The following is a 19,693-nucleotide window of genomic DNA, read 5'->3' on the forward strand; positions in this document are numbered from 1 at the left end:
GGCCGAGGTAGATTAAGCGTCTTACTGGGGAAACAATGGCAAGTCACTCTGCTCACTAGGCGATAAAGTTATCTTGCTTTGGAGCGTTTTCAGAATAAGGTTCTAGTCCTGCCTTATTCTGAGGTTAACTTAATAGGATGATGCAACAGGGCTTAATTATCGACGACGACTTTTTCATCGATAATAACGGGTAGTTCCTGCTGTTTACCTTGGCGGATAACTGTCATCATGATTTTCTTGCCGGGCGTAGTTTCGGCAATTCTATCCATCAGCATTTCGACCCCAGGCACATCTTCGTCGCCGTATTTGATGATTACATCCCTTGGCATAAGCTGCGCTCGTGCCGCTGGACCATTAGGATCGACACCAGTAACTAATACACCACGTAAATCGGGCAGGTTGAGGATTTGTGCCACAACAGGGTTAATCGGTTCGCCAGAGATCCCTAAGGCACCACGGATCACTCGACCATTTTTAATCAGTTTACCCATAATGCTGTGGGCCAGTTTAATCGGGATCGCGAAGTTAATGCCGTGGCCGCCACCTTCGCCGCCCACTTGGAAGGCGGCGGTGTTGATACCAATCAGGCTACCATTAGTGTCGATTAAGGCGCCGCCTGAGTTACCGGCGTTAATCGCAGCATCGGTCTGTAAAAAGTCTAAATAACCCGAACTCAAGCCGTTACGACCCGTGGCGCTGATAATACCTTGGGTAATGGTTTGCCCAAGGTTATAAGGGTTACCAATGGCTAATACCACATCGCCAACCTGTGGTGGGCTGTCGAGATTGACTGGCACAGTAGGAAGATTATCGCCTTCGATCTTAAGCACTGAAAGATCGGTTTCGGGATCAAAACCTACGACTTCCGAGGTGAATTTGCGACCATCTTGTAGGGCGACAACAATTTCATCGGCTTTTTTAATGACATGATAATTCGTGAGAATATAGCCTTCTTTACTCATGATCACCCCTGAGCCTAGGCCTTGGAGTGAGCCAGAATTCAATGGACGGCTCTGATCGATACTTAAGCTGTAAATATTGACTACGGCAGGTGCTGCGCGGCGCACAGCCTTAGCAAAGGACAGTTCAACTGTATTATTACCGCGGTTTTGCAGAAGTGAATTGCCAAGACTCTTATTATCGAAGTAGTGAGTCACCAATAAAAACATGGCCGCCATGATAAGGCCGAAAAGCACGGCTTTACCGAGATATAACAGGGTTTCTTTTATTGTCATGGCAGGCTAAATATTGAAAAAGGTGAGTTAGATTAACATGTTTAACAAGTTAAAGCATAGGGAACGCGCGTTCCCTATGCTGATCCGCATCTGATAATGGGATATAAATCAGACCGGCGTATCGATTAACGCAGTACTAGGTACAATAAGCTCTTACCACGCAGGATCTTCAGGGCTACAGCACCTTCTTGATCTTTGAGCTGTTCCTTGAGTGATTTGAGATCTTTCACCGCAGAACGATTGATACCGACAATCAAATCGCCTTTTTGCAGACCACTCATTGCCGCAGGCGAGCCTTGCGCGACATCGGTAATTTCAACCCCTTTAGAGGCATTTTCTAATGAGGCTCCTTGGAGCATGGGGTGAACTGCGCCAGCCGCTTTTTCAGTGGTTTGACTAGCTTCGCCTAAGGTGACACTCACAGTCTTCTTATCACCATCACGGATAAGGCCCAGTTCGACCTTGGCGCCTGCGCCCATGGTTGCCACTTTAGCTCGCAGCTCTTGGAACGACTTAATCGCACGGCCATCGACGCTAACAATAATATCGCCCGCTTTAATACCTGCTTTTTCAGCAGCACTGCCCGCAGTGACTTCATTCACAAAGCCCCCGTGCTGAGTGTCTAACCCAAAGCCTTGGGCAAGTTGGCTATCTAAATCACGGCCTGAAATCCCCAGCACGCCACGGCGAACTTCACCGTGTTCGGCAATTTGAGCCACTAGGTTTTTCACCATGTTTGCGGGAATCGCAAAACCGATACCGACGTTACCACCGTTTGGTGCGACGATAGCCGTGTTAATACCGATCAGTTCACCTTTAAGGTTAACCAGCGCGCCACCCGAGTTACCACTGTTGATAGCTGCGTCGGTTTGGATAAAGTTTTCAAGCATTTCAATGCCTAAACCACTACGGCCTAGGGCACTGACAATCCCTGAGGTCACGGTTTGTCCTAGACCGAAGGGATTACCAATAGCCACGGCAAAGTCACCAACACGCAGCTCATCTGAGTCGGAGGTTTTAATTGCGACCAGATTTTTAGCTTCGATTTGCAGTAAGGCAATGTCGGATTCTGAATCGGTACCAATCAGTTTGGCTTTGACTTCACGGCCATCATGTAAGCCGACTTGGATATCATCGGCACCGTCGATCACATGGTTGTTGGTGACAATATAGCCCTTATCTGCATCGATAATAACGCCAGAGCCTAAGCCTCTAAATGGACGCTCTTGTACTTGTTCCTGCGGTGCATTCGGGCCGAAGAAATAGCGGAACACATCGGGTACGCGTTGTTTGGACACGTGTGTGCCGGACACCGCGACAGAAACCACGGCGGGCGTCGTGCGCTCTAGCATAGGGGCAAGGCTGGGAATGGGTTGTCCCTCAACAGATTGCGGAATAGCGGCCTGTGAAACCGCAGGCATCATTGTCAGGGTTGCGGCTAACATTGCGGCTGAAAGTACAGATAATTTCGTTTTCATCTATTCATAACTCCAAATAAGGGACCAAGGATCTGGATGTAATGCGTCGTCAGTTTGTGTCCGCACCAGATCGAATCTGTATCGTTACCGGCTATTTGCCTAGGTAACCATTCGGACACGCACCTCATTGAAAAAGTTCATCAATATTAACAAAGGTTAATTTCTTAACGGTTATTTTATCAACATTTTATTGACTGTAACTGAAGTGAAACCTGTGGGCTTTTAAGGTATTTTTCAAGTCCTAATAACTTCCAATCATTGAGTTTAATCAGCTAACAGCATAGTTCTTCCTAATCAGTTTTATCATATTAAGCCGTTGTGCTAGGCCTCTCCGCGAGCTCACTACAGATCCAAGTTGATGGGGTATAAATATATGCTGCGTCATCTTGGCCGTGTTAATATCGACGCAGTTTTTCCAAAGGATAAAAGAGAATAATAACGTGCCCCAGTTAAGCCCTTGGCAGCATTATCAAAAAGATCTTACTCGTGATGGTTTTTCCCATGATCCGGCGCAGGAAATGGCGGTAAAGGCGCTGCAACGCGTTTATGAGGATCTCACCGCAGCCGAAGAGCCTAACTCTTTATTTGGTAAGCTATTGACCTCTTTTGGCTTAAAGTCGGCACCCGCGCCTACAAAAGGGCTTTATCTTTGGGGAGGCGTAGGCCGCGGTAAAACCTATTTGATGGACACCTTTTTTGATGCATTACCTGGCAATCAAAAGTTAAGGGCGCACTTTCATCGTTTTATGCATCAACTGCATTTAGATTTAGACACCCTTAAAGGTACGCGCGATCCATTATTAGTGATTGCCAAACAAATGGCGGCAAAATATAAAGTCATTTGTTTTGATGAGTTTTTCGTGTCAGATATCACCGACGCCATGTTGCTTGGCACCTTATTCCAAGCGCTCTTTAAAGAAGGCGTGGTCTTAGTGGCTACCTCAAATATCATCCCCGATGACCTATATAAAAATGGGTTGCAACGGGCGCGATTTCTTCCTGCGATCGCGCTGATCAATCAGCATTGTGAAGTATTAAATGTGGATTCGGGTATCGACTACCGTCTACGGACGTTAGAGCAGGCAGAAATTTACCACTATCCACTTGATGAGCAGGCCGATACTAACTTACTGCGTTATTTCCGTCAGTTAGCCCCCGAGGCTGAAATTTCAACCGATGCGATTGAAATTGAAGGCCGTGAAATATCCATTCGCCAACAGGCGCAAGGCGTCTTACTGGCGGATTTTAGAGCCTTATGTGATGGCCCCCGTAGTCAGCGGGATTATATGGAACTGGCGCGGATTTATCATACCGTACTGGTGAGTGGCATTGAGCAAATGGGCGCATTTTTAACGGGTGATGATATCGCCAGACGCTTTTTGGCCATGGTGGATGAGTTTTACGAACGAAACGTTAAATTGATCGTGTCAGCGCAGGTGCCGTTAGAAGACATTTATGCCGACGGCTTATTGAGTTTTGAATTCAGACGTTGTCGTTCCCGTTTGATTGAAATGCAATCCCACGATTACTTAAAATCAGAGCATTTACCCTAAGTATTAGACTATTGCAGAGCGTGCTTTGCGGGGTTTTTCTCAACAAATCTTTAGTGGCTCATTCCTTAGCGTAGTAATGAGCCACATCGATCGAATTTTTATGATTTTTGTCAAAATATCAGGTGATTTTTAACTCACGTTTGTCTATAATCCGCCACCTGCCCACGTTACTCCACCAAACTAGGTGGAAGTTGTACGCCGAGTTAAGTACTCGAAGGGGTACTGAAAGGCAATTTTGTGTTGTTTGTCATTGCAAGCAACATGTGAGACAGAAAATTAACTTTGGGTTTTTGTAATAATGAAGACTTTTACTGCTACACCAGAAACTGTAACTCGTGACTGGTTCGTCGTTGATGCAGACGGCAAAACTTTAGGTCGTATCGCTACCGAAATCGCTCTGCGTTTACGCGGTAAGCACAAGCCTGAATACACTCCTCACGTTGACACTGGTGATTACATCATCGTTATCAACGCTGAGAAAGTTACTGTTACTGGTAACAAAGCGCAAGGCAAGACGTACTACTCGCACTCAGGCTTCCCTGGTGGCATTAAGCAAATCAGCTTTGAAAAGCTGCAAGCTCATAAGCCAGAAATGATCATCGAGAAAGCAGTTAAGGGTATGTTACCAAAAGGTCCACTGGGCCGTGCCATGTTCCGTAAACTGAAAGTTTACGCTGGCGCAGAACATAACCACGCTGCACAACAACCTCAAGTTCTTGATATCTAAACGGGATTAAGCAAATGGCTGCAACTCAGTACTACGGCACTGGCCGTCGCAAAACCTCTACAGCACGCGTATTCGCTAAAGCTGGTAGTGGCAACATCGTTGTAAATCAACGTCCTTTGGACCAATACTTTGGTCGTGAAACTGCTCGTATGGTTGTTCGTCAACCATTAGAGTTAGTTGAAATGACTGACAAGCTGGACATCTATGTAACTGTTAAAGGCGGTGGTATCACTGGCCAAGCAGGTGCAATCCGTCACGGTATCACTCGTGCCCTGATGCAATTAGATGAAGCTCTGCGTCCATCATTACGTTCTGCTGGTTTCGTTACCCGTGACGCTCGTAAAGTTGAGCGTAAGAAAGTGGGTCTACGTAAAGCACGTCGTAAGCCACAATTCTCTAAGCGTTAATACGTTTTGGAATCTCAAAAAACCCAGCTTATGCTGGGTTTTTTATTGCCTAAAATTGGTTATCCTCGTATTAATCACCGATTTTTAGGGTAGAAAAAGCTAAGAGAGAGGAAGATGAGCTTACAGTTATTTATGCTAGCCATGGCACTGGTGTTGATTTTGGAAGGTGTGGGACCATTGTTATTCCCCAATAAATGGCGCCGATATTTAAATGAACTTTCCAATCAAAATCAGCAAGTTTTGCGTCGAATCGGTGGCTCATTAGTCACTGCTGGTTTGGTCATTTTGATTATTTTTTCATAAATGCCTTACCACTTGCGGTTTAAAATCTGTTAGAATTCTTTTTTAACCACAACCTTGCAGCAAACAATGGGCAAAAACGTAGTTGTTCTCGGCACTCAATGGGGTGACGAAGGAAAAGGTAAGATTGTCGACCTTCTAACAGAACAGGCAAAATATGTAGTTCGCTACCAGGGCGGTCATAACGCAGGTCACACCTTAGTGATCAATGGCGATAAAACCGTACTTCATCTGATCCCATCAGGCATCCTACGCGACAATGTTAAATGCATTATCGGTAATGGTGTGGTGCTTGCACCCGACGCACTGATGAAAGAAATCAACATGCTCAAAGAGCGCGGCATTCCTGTTGAGGAACGCTTGCTGATTTCTGAAGCATGTCCGCTGATCCTGCCATTCCACTGTGCCTTAGACATTGCCCGCGAAAAAGCGCGCGGTAACAAAGCTATTGGTACTACGGGTCGTGGTATTGGTCCTGCGTATGAAGACAAGATTTCCCGTCGCGGTCTGCGTGTTGGCGATCTGTTCAATGCTGAACTATTTGCTGAAAAGCTGAAAGAAGTTATGGCATATCATAACTTTATGCTGACAGAGTACTACAAAGTTGACGCCGTAGATTACGAGCAAACACTGAGCGATGCGTTAGCCTTAGCTGACTATCTGAAGAGCATGTGTGTTGATGTGACTGAACTTTTGGATAACGCGCGTAAAGCGGGTGAGCCAATCCTGTTCGAAGGCGCACAAGGTACACTGTTAGACATTGACCACGGTACTTATCCGTTTGTGACTTCGTCAAATACCACCGCAGGTGGTGTGGCGACAGGCAGCGGCTTTGGTCCACGTCATTTAGACTATGTCTTAGGTATCATGAAGGCATACACCACTCGCGTGGGAGCTGGTCCTTTCCCGACTGAACTCTTATGTGAAGTGGGTGACCATTTAGGCACTAAAGGCCATGAATTTGGTGCGACTACCGGTCGTAAACGTCGTCCAGGTTGGTTAGATGCAGTGGCAATGCGCCGCGCAGTACAAATCAACAGCGTAAGCGGCTTCTGCTTAACAAAGTTAGACGTACTTGATGGCCTGAAAGAAGTGAAGATCTGTGTGGGTTATCAACATCCAGATGGCACTATCTCCAAAGTTACGCCATTAGCAGCTGAAGGTTATGAGCAGGTCACTCCTGTTTATGAAACTATGCCAGGCTGGAGCGAGTCAACTTTCGGTGCGACCTCTTTAGATCAGTTACCGCAAGCAGCTATCAACTACATCAAGCGTATTGAAGAGTTGTTAGAAACGCCGATCGACATCATTTCTACCGGTCCAGACCGTAATGAGACGATGATTTTAGTTAGCCCGTTTAACTAAAATCGTAGAGGCCGTGTTTCACGGCCTTTTCACCCTCTGCTGTTCCTTCCTGTTTGCTTTCGTGGTTAGAAATTCGGCTCGAGCTCAAGAAATAGGTTATACTGCCGATGCAAGTATTCACCTTATTGTCATTGAGAGTCGTTATGCTACGTACTGCATTAGTTGTGCTGCTGCCCTTAGTATCTTCAATGTGCTTTGCTGAAACACAGGCGGTGGATATTTATTCTCAAGATCAATTGCTTGAAATGATCCGCGGTGAAAAGTATTTGGCAAGAGTCAAACAAGATGACTGTCAGTTAGTGCAAGACATCGAAGCGCGCGCAGAAGTCTTAAAGCAGCCCCTGTATCAGTTTTTGTGGGGAGAAATGCTCAACCACGGAACCTGTGTAAAAGCCAATGCGGTCAAAGGGATGGGGTTATTGCGTGATGCAGCTGAGCAGGGCAGCCCCGAGGCCATGGTGAAACTTGCCGAATATTATCAAAATGGTAAGTTTGTTATTCGTAATAAAGACCGTGCGGTCAATTATTTATTGCCAGCGGCAGCGAGCGGTAGTTTAGCCGCGCGGATGATGCTGGTCCGTTTATACGGTGAAGGTTATGGTAGTCCAAGAGACTATGAAATGGCCTATAACTGGTTATACAACAATGTATTTACCGATGAGGCGACTAAGAAAAAAGCCTTGTCATTACTGCAGGTGTTAGCCGCTAAAATGCCCGCCAGTGCAGTGGCGCGGGCCCAGCAAGAGCACTTGCGAACCCGTTGAGTTGTCTCTACTGATTGAGACAAAAATATTGGATATTGAATGATCAAAGACCCTCATTTCGAGCGTGAACAGGATAAGTACGAAAACCCTATCCCAAGTCGTGAGTATATTATCGAGTACTTACGTTCTCAAAAATCACCTATTACCCGTGACAGCATCGCTGCTGCACTACAGATCCATGATGAAGAGCAATTAGAAGCCCTGCGCCGCCGTTTACGGGCGATGGAGCGCGACGGTGAATTGGTATTTACCCGCGGTCAAAGCTACGGCTTACCTGAAAAAATGGATCTGATCCCCGGCATTGTTCTTGGGCACAGAGAAGGCTACGGCTTCTTTAAACCTGACGAAGGTGGCGACGATTTATTTATCTCAAATCGCGACATGCTTATGTATTTCCATGGCGATAAAGTGCTGGCACAAAAAGCCGGTATGGATCGTAAAGGTCGTCGTGAAGCCCGTATTGTCCGTTTGATCCAGCCCCGTAGTGCTGCGATTGTTGGTCGATTCCATGTCGACAGTGGCATGGCATTTGTTATTGCCGATGATAAGCGCATTACCCAAGAAATTTTAATCGCTAGTGAAGATCGCAATGGCGCCCGTCAAGGCGATGTGGTGGTGGTAGAATTAACCCGCCGTCCCGGTCGATTTGTTAAAGCCGCAGGCAAAGTGACCGAAGTGCTTGGCAAGCAAATGGCACCGGGAATGGAAATCGAAATAGCCCTGCGCAATTACGATCTTCCCCATACGTGGTCGGCCGCCATTGAAAAGAAACTGCGCCGTATTCCCGATGAAGTGACTGAGTCTGATAAAGTGGGTCGTGTCGATCTGCGTGATCTACCTTTAGTGACCATCGATGGTGAAGATGCCCGCGACTTTGACGATGCTGTTTATGCCGAAGCTAAACCCAGTGGTGGTTGGCGTCTGTGGGTGGCGATTGCCGATGTAAGCTATTATGTGCGTACCGATTCGGCCTTAGATACTGAAGCCCGTGCCCGTGGTAACTCGGTGTACTTCCCATCGCAAGTGATCCCAATGTTGCCGGAGAAAATCTCTAACGGCTTGTGTTCACTCAATCCTCATGTTGACCGCCTGTGTATGGTTGCAGAGATGACGGTTTCAGCCCGCGGTAAGTTATCGGGTTATAAGTTTTATCCGGCGGTGATGCATTCACACGCGCGCTTTACCTACACCCAAGTCGCTGCGATGCTCGAAGGTGGGCCGATTGCGCCTGAGCATGAAGCACTCTTTCCACATCTTCAATGCTTACAGTCGCTTTATTTAGCGCTTGATGAACAGCGCGCAGAGCGCGGTGCGATAGCATTTGAGACGATAGAAACGCAGTTTATTTTTAACGAACAGCGCAAGATCGATAAGATTGTGCCAAGAGCGCGTAATCAAGCTCATAAAATCATTGAAGAATGTATGATTTTGGCGAACGTGTCTGCCGCTAAGTTTGTGAAAAAGCATAAGGGTGAAATCCTCTATCGAGTGCACGAGTCGCCCTCTGAGCAGAAACTGGCAAACTTTAAAGAGTTTTTAGCTGAGCGTGGTTTGAGCATGGGCGGTGGGCTTGAGCCAACGCCTGCAGATTATCAAAATGTAATGTTGCAGATTGCCGACCGTCCCGATGCTGAACTTATTCAAGTGATGTTGCTGCGCTCTATGCGCCAAGCTATATACACGCCTGATAACGAAGGCCATTTTGGTTTGGCACTGGAAGAATACGCGCATTTTACCTCGCCTATTCGTCGTTATCCTGACTTAGTGCTGCACCGAGTGATCCGCTATTTGTTGGCGAAAGAAAAAGGTGAAGCCAATGAGAAATGGACTCCCGATGGTGGCTACCACTATCAACTCGATGAATTAGATAAATTAGGCGAAGAATGTTCTACTACTGAACGCCGCGCCGATGAAGCAACACGTGATGTAAGCGACTGGCTTAAATGTGAATTTATGCAGGACCATGTGGGTGACACCTTCGAGGCCGTGATTGCCTCTGTCACTAACTTTGGTTTATTCGTTCGCTTAAATGACTTATTTATCGATGGCTTAGTGCATATTTCTAGCCTGGGCAGCGATTATTACCAGTTCGATCCTATGCGTCAGCGTTTGATTGGTGAGCACACAGGTCAAATCTATCAAGTGGGTGACCCCGTCACGGTAAAAGTGGCCGCGGTAAACTTGGATGATAGACAGATTGACTTAGTCATGATTGGCGACAGTGGTAAAGGCGGTCGCCGCAAGGCGGCACCTAGTCGCGACAAACCCATGACAGCCCGTGAGCGGGTAAACCGCGAAGGCGCGAAAATGGCGAAAACGGCTAAATCGACTGGCGTTAAAGCGAAAGCGGGTTCAGATAAAGCGGCGAGTAAGTCTAAGTCTAAAGCGGGCACTAAGCCTAAGAAAAGCGTAAAAGATACGGCGAAAAAGCCAAAGGCCGCGAAGCGGAGCACGAGAAAGAAGTAAATGAAAAAACAAGATATTATTTTTGGGATCCACGCGGTTGAAGCGCTGTTAAAACACAGTCCTGAGCGCATTATTGAACTTTGGCTGTTGCAGGGCCGTGAGGATGAGCGTTTAACCCCGCTGATCCGTCAAGCGAAAGCCTTTGGTACGAGCATTCAAGTGACTTCACGCAAAGTGTTGGACGAGAAAGCCGAAAGTACTCAGCACCAAGGTATTATTGCCCGTGTGAAAGCGGCTAAAATCCTTGGTGAGCATGACTTAGATGAGCTGTTAGCTAAGACCGACTTACCGTTTTTATTGATTTTAGATGGCGTTACCGATCCGCATAACCTAGGTGCCTGCTTACGTAACGCCGATGCGGCGGGCGTGCAGGGCATTATTGTGCCAAAGGATAACTCCGTTGGCTTAACGGCTGTGGTTAGTAAGGTCGCTTGCGGCGCAGCTGAAACCGTGCCGTTATTCCAAGTGACTAACCTCGCCCGCACTATGCGCCATCTGCAGGAAAAGGGCGTGTGGATTGTCGGCACGGCGGGTGAAGCGGATTGCGAGCTTTATCAAGCCGATCTTAAAGGGCCATTAGCGATTGCTATGGGCGCCGAAGGTAAAGGTTTACGCCGCCTAAGCCGTGAGTGTTGCGATACTTTAGTTTCGATTCCGATGTCGGGAAGCGTCTCTAGCTTAAACGTGTCGGTCGCCACGGGTATTTGCCTATTCGAAGCCGTGCGTCAACGCCGTAGCTAATTGATATATATCAATAAAAAAAGACGGGCGAGCCCGTCTTTTTTTATTGCCTAAATCAACCCTTAATTGGTTTTAATAGCATCGAGGTTGGATTCGTCCACCTCGTTTGTCTCATCGTGGATAAAGCTGGGCGCTGGGTGAAATTCAAACTCGAATGTTAGCTGTTGCTCGTTATCATGATCTGAATCTTCAACAAGGGCATCGGCACCTAAATCTTCTTCATCTTCCTGCTGTGTTGGTGTCATGTGTTCCTGCACCGATTCAACATCCACCCTTGGGTCGAGTGCAGCTGCTAATGGGGATGAAACTAAGTCACCAGTTGCCATGATGTAGTCTTGAGTTACATTGGTTTCGGCTTTTTGTTGTGAGTGAACATAACGCAGGCGTAAAAATAGAATTAAGGTACAGGCCGACATAAAGCCATAGAGCATGCTATTGCCGAGCCATTGCATTAAGGTTGAGGCGATAAGCGGGCCGATACTGGCGCCAAGGCCGAAGGTCAGTAATATGGTGGCCGACAGACCGACCCTTTCACTCTGCTCGACCCGGGAGTTGGCCAGTGCCGTCGCCAAGGGGTAGAAGGTAAAGCCAAGAATACCGAACAGAAACGTCATCACCAGTGAGAGTGTGGGATGGTAAGGCGTGAGGGCGATAGCTAAGGCTAAGATCCCAAGCAGTACGCAGTTAATGCGGATAAGTCGACTGCGGGACATAATGTCGGATAGCTTCCCCATTGGCCATTGTGCCAGCAGACCCGCGAGAATGGTGGCCGTCATATAAGTGGCGACTTTCTCGGGCGGTAAACCTAAGTTACTGGCATAGGCGGGGGCTAAGCCGTAAAAGGAGCCGACAATCATGCTGCCAATGGCAATGGTCGTTAGTGCCTGCGGCGCTTTGCGCCAATAGTGAGCAATTTTTAAGGGGGCGGGCACCAGTGGTGCTGGGTGAATACGCCGCGTTAAAGAAATCGGGACAATACACAGGGCAAAGCAGATGGCGATCAGTAACAGCGGCTCTAGACCGAGTTCAGGATAGAGGCTGATGGCACCTTGGCCCAAGATCAAACCGAAGTACGAGACTATCATGTAGCTGGCAAACACAGTGCCGCGTTGGCTGCTTTCAGCCTGTTCATTCAGCCAACTTTCGAGCACCATGTATTGGCACATCATTCCCATACCAACGATAAGCCTTAACAGGATCCAAATCGCCAACTCATCTACGAGTGCATGACCCAGTGCGGAGGCGGCAACGATCCCAGCACTAGCGACAAAGGCACGGATATGTCCGACTTGGGCGATTAGCCGGTGGCCAATCTTAGATCCTGCGACAAGGCCGACATAGTAGGCCGACATCATGCTACCTATCCACAACTGCGGAACATGCATCACCGAGAGCCTAAGGCCTAAATATGTGGTGAGTAAACCGCCAGCCAGCACTGTTAATAACGTCGTGCTATATAAAGAGGCGAAAGTACGTAGCGGGTTTGTCATTAACTGCTCCTTGTATGATTGCCAGGGAGAGTATATCAGCAGTCGGTGTTTATTCCGTGTTGCAAAATGTTGGAATTTATCGACTAATTTATCGTTTTTATGTGTGGGTCACTAAATTGTGCTGAAATGGGATTTGGCTGAGTGGGGAATTGTTGTGCCAGCCAAATCGTTTTATTGCTTGTTTATCTAAAGGTATACAGCAAGTTAAAGGTGGTGATGGTATCCGTCTGCTGGCTGCCCTCAGGAACCACTTCGGTGAACTTGATGTTCATGCCGATTTTAAAGGCCCAATCCTGAAATACTAAATTTTTGTAGTTCATATCGAGAGTCAGGGTGTTGTTATTTTCGCCCACTTCGGCGGTGAGATCGGCATTGATACTGGTGTATTCCTGTAATTTTTGAGAAAACTTTGCCGCAGTACGTAGGATCACATCCTTTTCGGGAGCGGGGTCTGGCTCTGCGACTGACTCGGCAGGCAAGTTGTATCGATAACCTGGGCCGATTTCGAGACTAAGTTTGGTCTTGTAGCTACTAATTGCGTTAAAACCATAACCCGAAGAAATAGTTGAGATTTGGGTATAACTACCAAACTGATCCCAAGTGAAGTCGCCACGGCCGAAGATATAACCTTTGTTGAGTTTATAGTTGCTTTGAAGCTGGAGTTCGTACTTTTCTGAGGTGGTTTGATTTTTTTCAGAAGCAAAATACGCTTTTAGCGTCGCTTCCTGCTTAGTTTGTTTAGTATCGTAAATCAGTTGGGTTCGACCATTAAAACTGCTCGATTCGGTATTGCCTGTGTTCAATTGTAAGCCGGCTTCGACTTCTGCAGTCAAATCACTTGGTGGCTCCTGATAATCGGGAGGAACAAGCGCAAGTGCAGGAAAAGATAGGCAAAAAAAACTCAAAGGGGCGATAACTTTTAGCATTGCTCGTAACATTAGTATGGGTTCTTGAGTGGCCGGTGTCTGATATCCGAATAGGGGTGAGGCGTCATCATACCTGTATTGGGGGTTGAGGCAAAGTTATTGCTTGAGTTTCGCGTCTGCTTTCTGTACTATCTCGCGCTCAAATCAGTCACTATTTTCGTTCCTTGCCTCTATTTGGTTTGACTGAGCCAATAACGAGGCTACATAACCGTAAGGAGCAATAAATGCGTCATTACGAAATCGTATTTATGGTTCACCCAGATCAAAGTGAACAAGTACCAGGTATGATTGAGCGTTACACCGGTGTTATCACCGAAGCTAACGGCAAAATCCACCGTTTAGAAGATTGGGGCCGTCGTCAACTGGCTTACCCAATCCAAGATCTGCATAAAGCTCACTATGTTCTGATGAACGTTGAAGCACCAGCAGAGACGATTGAAGAGCTAGAAACTGCTTTCCGTTTCAACGACGCAGTTCTGCGTAACATGGTAATGCGTACTAAAGTTGCCGTTACTGAAGCATCTCCAATGGCGAAAGCTAAAGATGAGCGCGATTCACGTCGTGGCCCAGCTGGCGACCGCTCATATGATGAAGCTAACGCTGAAGAAATCGCTGAGTAAGTTTTTCTGTGACCACCAATAACTTGGTGTTGTCAGGAACCATAACCCGTTCCAGACGCTTTAAAAGCCCGGCAGGCATTGCACATAGTGTGATCATGCTAGAACACAAATCGCAGCGTTATGAAGCAGATATGCTCCGCAATGTCTACGTTCAAATACAAGTGATATTGAGTGGACCACGTTTTGAAAGCGTGGCAGATAATCTGAAAGCAGGTGTGGAAGTACAAGTACAAGGTTTTATGACGCTTCAACAGGGGCGAAATGGCCAAAATCGCTTAGTCATCCATGCCGAAAATGTCGAATTGAAAACTTAGGAGACTGTCAAATGGCACGTTATTTCCGTCGTCGCAAGTTCTGCCGTTTCACCGCTGAAGGTGTTGCAGAAATTGATTACAAAGATATCGTTACTTTAAAGAACTACATCACTGAAAGCGGCAAAATCGTTCCAAGCCGTATCACTGGTACTAGTGCTAAATATCAGCGTCAACTAGCTCGCGCTATCAAGCGTGCTCGTTATCTTTCTCTACTGCCATACACTGATTTACATCAGTAATTGCAGTATTCCTAATCGAATATAGAGGATTTGATAATGAACGTTATTCTGCTTGATAAAATCGCTAACCTGGGTAACCTGGGTGACCAAGTTGCAGTTAAAGCTGGTTACGCTCGTAACTACCTGCTGCCACAAGGTAAAGCTGTTGTTGCTAACGAAAGCAACGTTAAAGTATTTGAAGCTCGTCGCGCTGAATTAGAAGCTAAAATCGCTGCTGATCTGGCTGCTGCTAACCAACGTGCTGAGAAAATCGCTGCTCTGGAAGCTGTTGTTATTGCTTCTAAAGCGGGTGATGAAGGCAAACTGTTTGGTTCAGTTGGCAACCGTGACATCGCTGATGCAGTAACTGCTGCTGGCGTTGAACTGGCTAAATCAGAAGTTCGTTTACCATTAGGCGCTCTGCGTACTACTGGCGACTTCGAAGTTGAAGTTCAGTTACACACTGAAGTTAAAGCTGTTGTTAAAGTTTCTATCGTTGCAGAAGCTTAATTACCAACTGCTTTAAATGAAAAACACCGCTTCGGCGGTGTTTTTTTATGGGCGCGATTTAGTTCGTATTGTTGTGTAAGTGTTTGTTTGTCAAGCATCAAGGATAAACAGGCTTAGCTACTTCATCGCAGCTAAGCCTGGCACTAAGGCTCAATATGTTATTGCTGCGGACTGTTGTTAAAAGGCGCAAGCACTCGCGGTAGCACGCCCTGTAATTTAGAAATCGCCACCCCATAGTTAGTGATAGGCACCTGCCGCCGTTGACATTCACGAATGCGACGGAGCATTTCATTGCGGTTAAACATACAAGCGCCGCAGTGGATGACGAGGGCATATTGTTCTAAATCATCGGGAAAGTCGTGCCCAGATGTGACTACAAACTGGAGTTGTTTGCCGGTGTAGCTATTTATCCAGCGGGGAAGTTTAACTCGGCCAATATCGTCCTCCTGCACATTGTGACTACAGGCTTCGGCGATGAGCACTTTATTACCATCTTGCAATTTATCTAAAGCATCAGCTCCCGCAGCGAGAACGGCTAAATCGCCTTTAAATCGGGCAAATAAGGTTGAGAAGGTGGTGAGAGGGACTGCGTCTGGCACTGTGGCGGCGACTTGCTTAATTGCTTGAGCATCAGAAATCACCAGCTTAGGCGTAACCACTGATAATGCCTGCGTTAGTTCTGTTTCTTTGACGACCATTGCGATGGCGTTGCGATCAAGCGCCTCACGCAGTATCTGCACCTGTGGCAGGATCAAACGCCCTTTAGGTGCGGCCATATCGATAGGGACGACACAGAGAATAACGTCCCCTGCTTGATAGAGGTCGCCCGCTAGGAGCGGCTCCTGCTTATACTCCGCAGGTGCTAATTCGACCATCAACTGCTTAAGCTGTTTACCTGCAAGACCTGTGGCGGCAGAAACGACAATAAAGGGTAAGGATTGAGTCTGGCAAAAGGCAATATCCTCAGCTTTGGGGAGGCAGATATCGGCTTTATTGAATACCACAAGTATTGGCATTTCTAATTGCTGTATTTCGTCAATTAATGCCATGTCTGAGGGGCACAGCCCGTGCTCATCAACGACTAAGAGTGCCATATCGGAGCGAAACAACACTCTGCGAGTGGCGCTCACTCGCATTGCACCTAATGTCCCTTCATCGTCTATGCCAGCGGTATCGTAAAAGGTCACTGGCCCTAAGGGCTGTAACTCATAGGCCTTGGCCACGGCATCTGTGGTTGTGCCTTTAATATCGGATACTATCGAGATTTGTTGCCCTGCGATCATATTAAGTAGGGAGGATTTCCCCGAATTACGCCGACCGACCAAGGCGATATGGTAGCGCATTCCTCTTGGTGCCGATTGGGTTTGGCTATGCTCTTGTGGATTAATGCCTTGACACATATTGGGTCCTTTTTGAATCACCACGGCTAAAGGAGGGGATTAGCCCGTGGCGTTGAATTTGCTGGCAGACTTGGTTAAGTCGCTCTGCTGCTGGGTTTTGTTGCTGGTTTTTTCCCGGATAGATGCTGTAATCGGCACTCACTTGTGTTGGGGTGAAGGAGGGCATAATCACATTACAGCCTCGCTTTAGTGCCTGCTCCCTTGCGCCCTTCTCGAGGGCGTCGAGGGAACTGGTGGCAGGAATATTCGCCCCCGGATTCATCAGTCGCAAAATAGCGCTAACCCTATGACTCTTAAGGGCGCTGCCATTGGGGGAAGTCGCAAACGGTGTTTGGTGATGGGCAATAAAGGGGCCACAGGCCAGCATATCGAGCTGCAACTCCGATAAATGCTGAATATCACACGCTAAAATCGCATCCGTCATTCCCGGTAAATCGACAATAATCCCTGAGCCAGTTTGATATCCCAGAGACTTAAGATAATTGAGCCTTGCAATGCGCTCGTCAAAATTGGCGTTAGGGCGACACCGAGCAAAGAGGGCGCGGTCAAAGGTTTCCATCTTGAGCAAATAGCGATCTGCGCCCGCCTCGCGCCATTTTTCCAGCTCTTGATGTTTGCGATCACCCAGTGACAGAGTGATTGCTAGATTGTGGTGACGTTTAATTTCAGTAATAAGGGCACTAATACGATTGCCGCTGTAGTTAAAGTCATCCCCCGATTGCAGCACCACAGTACCTAGTCCCAGCTCGGCAATGCTATCCACTGCGTTAAGGATTTCTTCGTTCGAGAGTCGATAGCGTGTTACCTGCCGATTTTCGGTGCGTAAACCACAGTAATGGCAGTGGTTACGACAGTGATTCGAAAACTCGACAATGCCGCGTAAATACACCTGTTGATTAAATTGCAATTCAGTGGCGAGCTGGGCGCGACTAAACAACCATTCATCGTCTTGCCCCTGAAGTAGCGAAAGGATTTCGGCATAGGAAAACGCTGTGGACTTAAGCAACGTCGGTTTAATGGATGTTGGGTGAGTGACTGGCGCTGGCGGTCGAGGGCGAGTGATCATTAGTTACGCCCTTTATCTAGCTCAATCAAGCTCTGATACCAAAGATCGCCCACTGCGCGGCGGCATTCATCAACATAACGGCCTAGGGCTACTTCTACCGCTGAGTTTTGCTCACTGGGGATGCCTGTATCAAACCAATCGATTAAGCTGTTTGGCGCAAGACCTAAAGCAAGGATGTCAAACTCCAACCAAAGTCCTTGAGCCGAGGTGCAATTACTGTGGGCGAAGTGGCCGACAAAGAGTCTATCGCCAATCAGCAATATAGGTTGCAGTGGTAGCGCTTGGGTCGAAACTAAATTGACTGTCTCAGGAAACTGCGTTTTAAGCTCGGCGCACCAGTGGCGGGAAATCTCATACAGCTGCTCAACCTCTTGCAGCGGCATCTCGGGCCTTAGGATGGTGGCAAACTCATCCCGCCATAGACGAGTGGGCTCAAGTTTAATGAGGGTGAGTTGCTTTAAGCTGGCGTATTGTAGCCGCTGCAATAACAACTGCCCTACGGCATTATCGGCAAAATTACTGTAAATGGCCGCGTGTAGCACGATTTCATCAGCGCGTTCTATCGCATTCAGTAAGGCGCTAGTGTTAAGGCCGAAATGCAACTGCACGCCGAGATCTGAGAATAGATAAGATGCCATTTATAGATAGATATCCCGTTCACCCGCATCGGTTTTTTGCAAGCAGCCGCGCACATTGCGCGCCCGTGACGGGCTCATTTTAGCCAGTTCTCGCTCTATCAGCGCATTGCCAGCCTCGCGAGTCTTTTCACTGGCGTAATCGTTCAAATATTCCTTAAAGGTGATCAAGGCATTGGGCTGGCAGAATTTGCCAATAAACTGCTGTTTGGCTAATCCCATAAAGTGATCGCCAGTTCGTCCTTTGCGGTAACAACCCGTGCAGAAAGAGGGAATAGCATCTGAATCAGTCACTAGCTCATAAATAATATCGTCCATCTCTCGTTGATCACCAAGGCTGAATTGCTCGGCATCATGTTGATTTTGTTTGCTGTCTTGATAACCACCCGGTGCGGTACGCGAGCCTGCGCTGATTTGTGAAACCCCGAGTTCTAACAGTTCTTTGCGCAGCGCCGCACTTTCCCGCGTGCTCATAATCAGCCCGGTATAAGGCACGGCAAGGCGAGTGATGGCTACAATGCGCTTAAAGCAGTCATCATCGACCTCATAGGGCGGTTTTTCACTGATAGCCGAACCATGGGCAGGTTCAATCCGCGGAAAGGAGATGGTATGTGGGCCAACGCCACAGTCTTTTTCGAGTTGCTGAACATGGGTGAGCATGGCGAGCAGCTCAAATCTATGGTCATACAGGCCAAAGAGCGCGCCGATACCGACATCGTCGATTCCTGCTTCCATCGCCCTGTGCATGGCGTAGAGGCGGTATAAAAAGTCGGTTTTTTTACCTTTAAGATGGACTTGGCTGTAGGTGTCTTGATGATAGGTTTCTTGAAAGCATTGATAAGTGCCTATCGCCGCGGTTTTAAGTTGCTTAAAGTCCTCCACACTCATTGGCGCGCAGTTGACGTTGATACGACGAATTTCTCCGCCCTTGCCCTGCTTAACGCTGTACATGGTTTGAATACTTTCAACAATGGCTTGCACATTATTGCGTGGATGCTCGCCATAAACGGCAAGGATCCGTTTGTGACCCATTTCTTCAAGGATCGTAACCTCTTGGCGGATCTCATCCTGTTTTAAGGTTTTACGTTTGAGCTCATGGTTATCGGCGTTAAAGCCGCAATAACTACAACTATTGGCGCAATGATTCGACACATATAGCGGTGCAAACATCACAATACGATTGCCGTAAATGGTGTTTTTAATCTCACGGGCGACGGTAAAGAGTGCTTCATCCAAGGCCTTATCTTGGTTTTGCAGCAAAATGGCGGTCTCGCTAATGCTTAAGCCTTCACACTGGCGCGCCTTGTCGAGAATGGCGAGGACTTGCTCGCGACTTGGATTACTGGCGTCGTCAATGGTCTGCCAAATCGCTTTATCGTCGATAAAGCTGACGTTGGGATTATAGTCAGTGACGGTAATGGAATGATGCTCGTGTGTGCTCATGGTTATCTATGCCCTTGAGTATGAATGCGAAAATG

At 47.5% G+C, this 19,693-nt stretch carries 20 protein-coding genes; 12 read left to right on the forward strand and 8 right to left on the reverse strand.

Features of this window, described 5'->3' with window-relative positions; all coding sequences use genetic code 11:
* Positions 1-152: 152 nt before the first annotated feature.
* Positions 153-1,235, reverse strand: coding sequence for an outer membrane-stress sensor serine endopeptidase DegS (degS, locus tag IEY09_RS00315; protein ID WP_037422057.1), 1,083 nt, complete (start codon positions 1,233-1,235; stop codon positions 153-155).
* A gap of 125 nt (positions 1,236-1,360) precedes the next feature.
* Positions 1,361-2,713, reverse strand: coding sequence for a Do family serine endopeptidase DegQ (gene degQ, locus IEY09_RS00320; protein WP_037422060.1), 1,353 nt, complete (start codon positions 2,711-2,713; stop codon positions 1,361-1,363).
* A gap of 440 nt (positions 2,714-3,153) precedes the next feature.
* On the opposite strand from degQ, the gene zapE reads away from it, so the two are divergent.
* From zapE to rlmB, 8 genes are all read left to right on the forward strand, one after another.
* Entirely contained in the window at positions 3,154-4,266 is a 1,113-nt protein-coding gene (zapE, locus tag IEY09_RS00325) for a cell division protein ZapE (RefSeq protein ID WP_188869382.1), read from the forward strand.
* 298 nt (positions 4,267-4,564) lie between these two features.
* A complete protein-coding gene (gene rplM / locus IEY09_RS00330) occupies positions 4,565-4,993 on the forward strand; it encodes a 50S ribosomal protein L13 (protein ID WP_011073682.1) in 429 nt (142 codons plus the stop codon).
* Positions 4,994-5,007: 14 nt separating this feature from the next.
* Positions 5,008-5,400: a 30S ribosomal protein S9 gene (gene rpsI / locus IEY09_RS00335; RefSeq protein WP_006083052.1), complete on the forward strand. Its 393-nt coding sequence runs from the start codon at positions 5,008-5,010 to the stop codon at positions 5,398-5,400.
* 114 nt (positions 5,401-5,514) lie between these two features.
* Positions 5,515-5,703, forward strand: a complete 189-nt coding sequence (locus IEY09_RS00340; RefSeq protein ID WP_144374909.1) for a DUF2065 domain-containing protein — start codon at positions 5,515-5,517, stop codon at positions 5,701-5,703.
* A 66-nt stretch (positions 5,704-5,769) separates the two neighbouring features.
* A complete protein-coding gene (locus tag IEY09_RS00345) occupies positions 5,770-7,065 on the forward strand; it encodes an adenylosuccinate synthase (protein ID WP_055647687.1) in 1,296 nt (431 codons plus the stop codon).
* Positions 7,066-7,172: 107 nt separating this feature from the next.
* Entirely contained in the window at positions 7,173-7,829 is a 657-nt protein-coding gene (gene motX / locus IEY09_RS00350) for a flagellar protein MotX (RefSeq protein WP_082458972.1), read from the forward strand.
* Between the two features lie 39 nt (positions 7,830-7,868).
* Positions 7,869-10,295, forward strand: coding sequence for a ribonuclease R (gene rnr, locus IEY09_RS00355; protein WP_144374911.1), 2,427 nt, complete (start codon positions 7,869-7,871; stop codon positions 10,293-10,295).
* Positions 10,296-11,036, forward strand: coding sequence for a 23S rRNA (guanosine(2251)-2'-O)-methyltransferase RlmB (rlmB, locus tag IEY09_RS00360; protein WP_037427160.1), 741 nt, complete (start codon positions 10,296-10,298; stop codon positions 11,034-11,036).
* A 62-nt stretch (positions 11,037-11,098) separates the two neighbouring features.
* On the opposite strand, the gene IEY09_RS00365 is transcribed toward rlmB, so the two are convergent.
* Together IEY09_RS00365 and IEY09_RS00370 are read right to left on the reverse strand one after the other, a co-directional pair.
* Positions 11,099-12,526: an MFS transporter gene (locus IEY09_RS00365; RefSeq protein ID WP_188869384.1), complete on the reverse strand. Its 1,428-nt coding sequence runs from the start codon at positions 12,524-12,526 to the stop codon at positions 11,099-11,101.
* A 182-nt stretch (positions 12,527-12,708) separates the two neighbouring features.
* Positions 12,709-13,452, reverse strand: a complete 744-nt coding sequence (locus tag IEY09_RS00370; protein WP_037427219.1) for a DUF481 domain-containing protein — start codon at positions 13,450-13,452, stop codon at positions 12,709-12,711.
* A 224-nt stretch (positions 13,453-13,676) separates the two neighbouring features.
* Between IEY09_RS00370 and rpsF the strand changes: the two genes are divergently transcribed.
* From rpsF to rplI, 4 genes are read left to right on the forward strand one after another with little or no spacing between them, the layout of a single operon-like run.
* On the forward strand, positions 13,677-14,072 hold the full coding sequence (gene rpsF / locus IEY09_RS00375; RefSeq protein WP_011623998.1) for a 30S ribosomal protein S6: 396 nt from the start codon (positions 13,677-13,679) through the stop codon (positions 14,070-14,072).
* Between the two features lie 8 nt (positions 14,073-14,080).
* The gene (priB, locus tag IEY09_RS00380; protein WP_011073673.1) at positions 14,081-14,386 is read left to right on the forward strand and encodes a primosomal replication protein N; all 306 of its coding nucleotides are present in this window, start codon (positions 14,081-14,083) and stop codon (positions 14,384-14,386) included.
* An 11-nt stretch (positions 14,387-14,397) separates the two neighbouring features.
* Positions 14,398-14,625 (forward strand): 30S ribosomal protein S18, encoded by a 228-nt coding sequence (gene rpsR / locus IEY09_RS00385; protein ID WP_006083042.1) that lies wholly within the window; start codon positions 14,398-14,400, stop codon positions 14,623-14,625.
* Between the two features lie 36 nt (positions 14,626-14,661).
* Complete coding sequence (gene rplI, locus IEY09_RS00390; protein WP_037422085.1) at positions 14,662-15,114, forward strand: 50S ribosomal protein L9; 453 nt, start codon at positions 14,662-14,664, stop codon at positions 15,112-15,114.
* 158 nt (positions 15,115-15,272) lie between these two features.
* Here the strand turns inward: rplI and hydF are convergent, their stop codons facing one another.
* From hydF to hydG, 4 genes are read right to left on the reverse strand one after another with little or no spacing between them, the layout of a single operon-like run.
* On the reverse strand, positions 15,273-16,514 hold the full coding sequence (gene hydF / locus IEY09_RS00395; protein ID WP_037422086.1) for a [FeFe] hydrogenase H-cluster maturation GTPase HydF: 1,242 nt from the start codon (positions 16,512-16,514) through the stop codon (positions 15,273-15,275).
* Complete coding sequence (gene hydE / locus IEY09_RS00400) at positions 16,498-17,580, reverse strand: [FeFe] hydrogenase H-cluster radical SAM maturase HydE (protein WP_188869386.1); 1,083 nt, start codon at positions 17,578-17,580, stop codon at positions 16,498-16,500. Before hydE ends, hydF begins: the two co-directional genes overlap by 17 nt.
* Entirely contained in the window at positions 17,580-18,218 is a 639-nt protein-coding gene (locus tag IEY09_RS00405; RefSeq protein WP_188869388.1) for a hypothetical protein, read from the reverse strand. The genes hydE and IEY09_RS00405 overlap by 1 nt, the downstream gene beginning before the upstream one ends.
* Positions 18,219-19,658, reverse strand: a complete 1,440-nt coding sequence (hydG, locus tag IEY09_RS00410; RefSeq protein ID WP_140906880.1) for a [FeFe] hydrogenase H-cluster radical SAM maturase HydG — start codon at positions 19,656-19,658, stop codon at positions 18,219-18,221.
* Positions 19,659-19,693 lie beyond the last annotated feature (35 nt).

This window comes from Shewanella xiamenensis, from assembly GCF_014647135.1.
Classification (GTDB): Bacteria; Pseudomonadota; Gammaproteobacteria; order Enterobacterales; family Shewanellaceae; genus Shewanella; species Shewanella xiamenensis.

Coding starts and splice junctions, on each gene's coding strand:
- degS (WP_037422057.1), bottom strand. CDS start 1,235: ATGACAATAAAAGAAACCCTGTTATATCTCGGTAAAGCCGTGCTTTTC.
- degQ (WP_037422060.1), bottom strand. CDS start 2,713: ATGAAAACGAAATTATCTGTACTTTCAGCCGCAATGTTAGCCGCAACC.
- rplM (WP_011073682.1), top strand. CDS start 4,565: ATGAAGACTTTTACTGCTACACCAGAAACTGTAACTCGTGACTGGTTC.
- rpsI (WP_006083052.1), top strand. CDS start 5,008: ATGGCTGCAACTCAGTACTACGGCACTGGCCGTCGCAAAACCTCTACA.
- IEY09_RS00340 (WP_144374909.1), top strand. CDS start 5,515: ATGAGCTTACAGTTATTTATGCTAGCCATGGCACTGGTGTTGATTTTG.
- IEY09_RS00345 (WP_055647687.1), top strand. CDS start 5,770: ATGGGCAAAAACGTAGTTGTTCTCGGCACTCAATGGGGTGACGAAGGA.
- motX (WP_082458972.1), top strand. CDS start 7,173: ATGCAAGTATTCACCTTATTGTCATTGAGAGTCGTTATGCTACGTACT.
- rnr (WP_144374911.1), top strand. CDS start 7,869: ATGATCAAAGACCCTCATTTCGAGCGTGAACAGGATAAGTACGAAAAC.
- rlmB (WP_037427160.1), top strand. CDS start 10,296: ATGAAAAAACAAGATATTATTTTTGGGATCCACGCGGTTGAAGCGCTG.
- IEY09_RS00365 (WP_188869384.1), bottom strand. CDS start 12,526: ATGACAAACCCGCTACGTACTTTCGCCTCTTTATATAGCACGACGTTA.
- IEY09_RS00370 (WP_037427219.1), bottom strand. CDS start 13,452: ATGCTAAAAGTTATCGCCCCTTTGAGTTTTTTTTGCCTATCTTTTCCT.
- rpsF (WP_011623998.1), top strand. CDS start 13,677: ATGCGTCATTACGAAATCGTATTTATGGTTCACCCAGATCAAAGTGAA.
- rpsR (WP_006083042.1), top strand. CDS start 14,398: ATGGCACGTTATTTCCGTCGTCGCAAGTTCTGCCGTTTCACCGCTGAA.
- rplI (WP_037422085.1), top strand. CDS start 14,662: ATGAACGTTATTCTGCTTGATAAAATCGCTAACCTGGGTAACCTGGGT.
- hydF (WP_037422086.1), bottom strand. CDS start 16,514: ATGTGTCAAGGCATTAATCCACAAGAGCATAGCCAAACCCAATCGGCA.
- hydE (WP_188869386.1), bottom strand. CDS start 17,580: ATGATCACTCGCCCTCGACCGCCAGCGCCAGTCACTCACCCAACATCC.
- IEY09_RS00405 (WP_188869388.1), bottom strand. CDS start 18,218: ATGGCATCTTATCTATTCTCAGATCTCGGCGTGCAGTTGCATTTCGGC.
- hydG (WP_140906880.1), bottom strand. CDS start 19,658: ATGAGCACACACGAGCATCATTCCATTACCGTCACTGACTATAATCCC.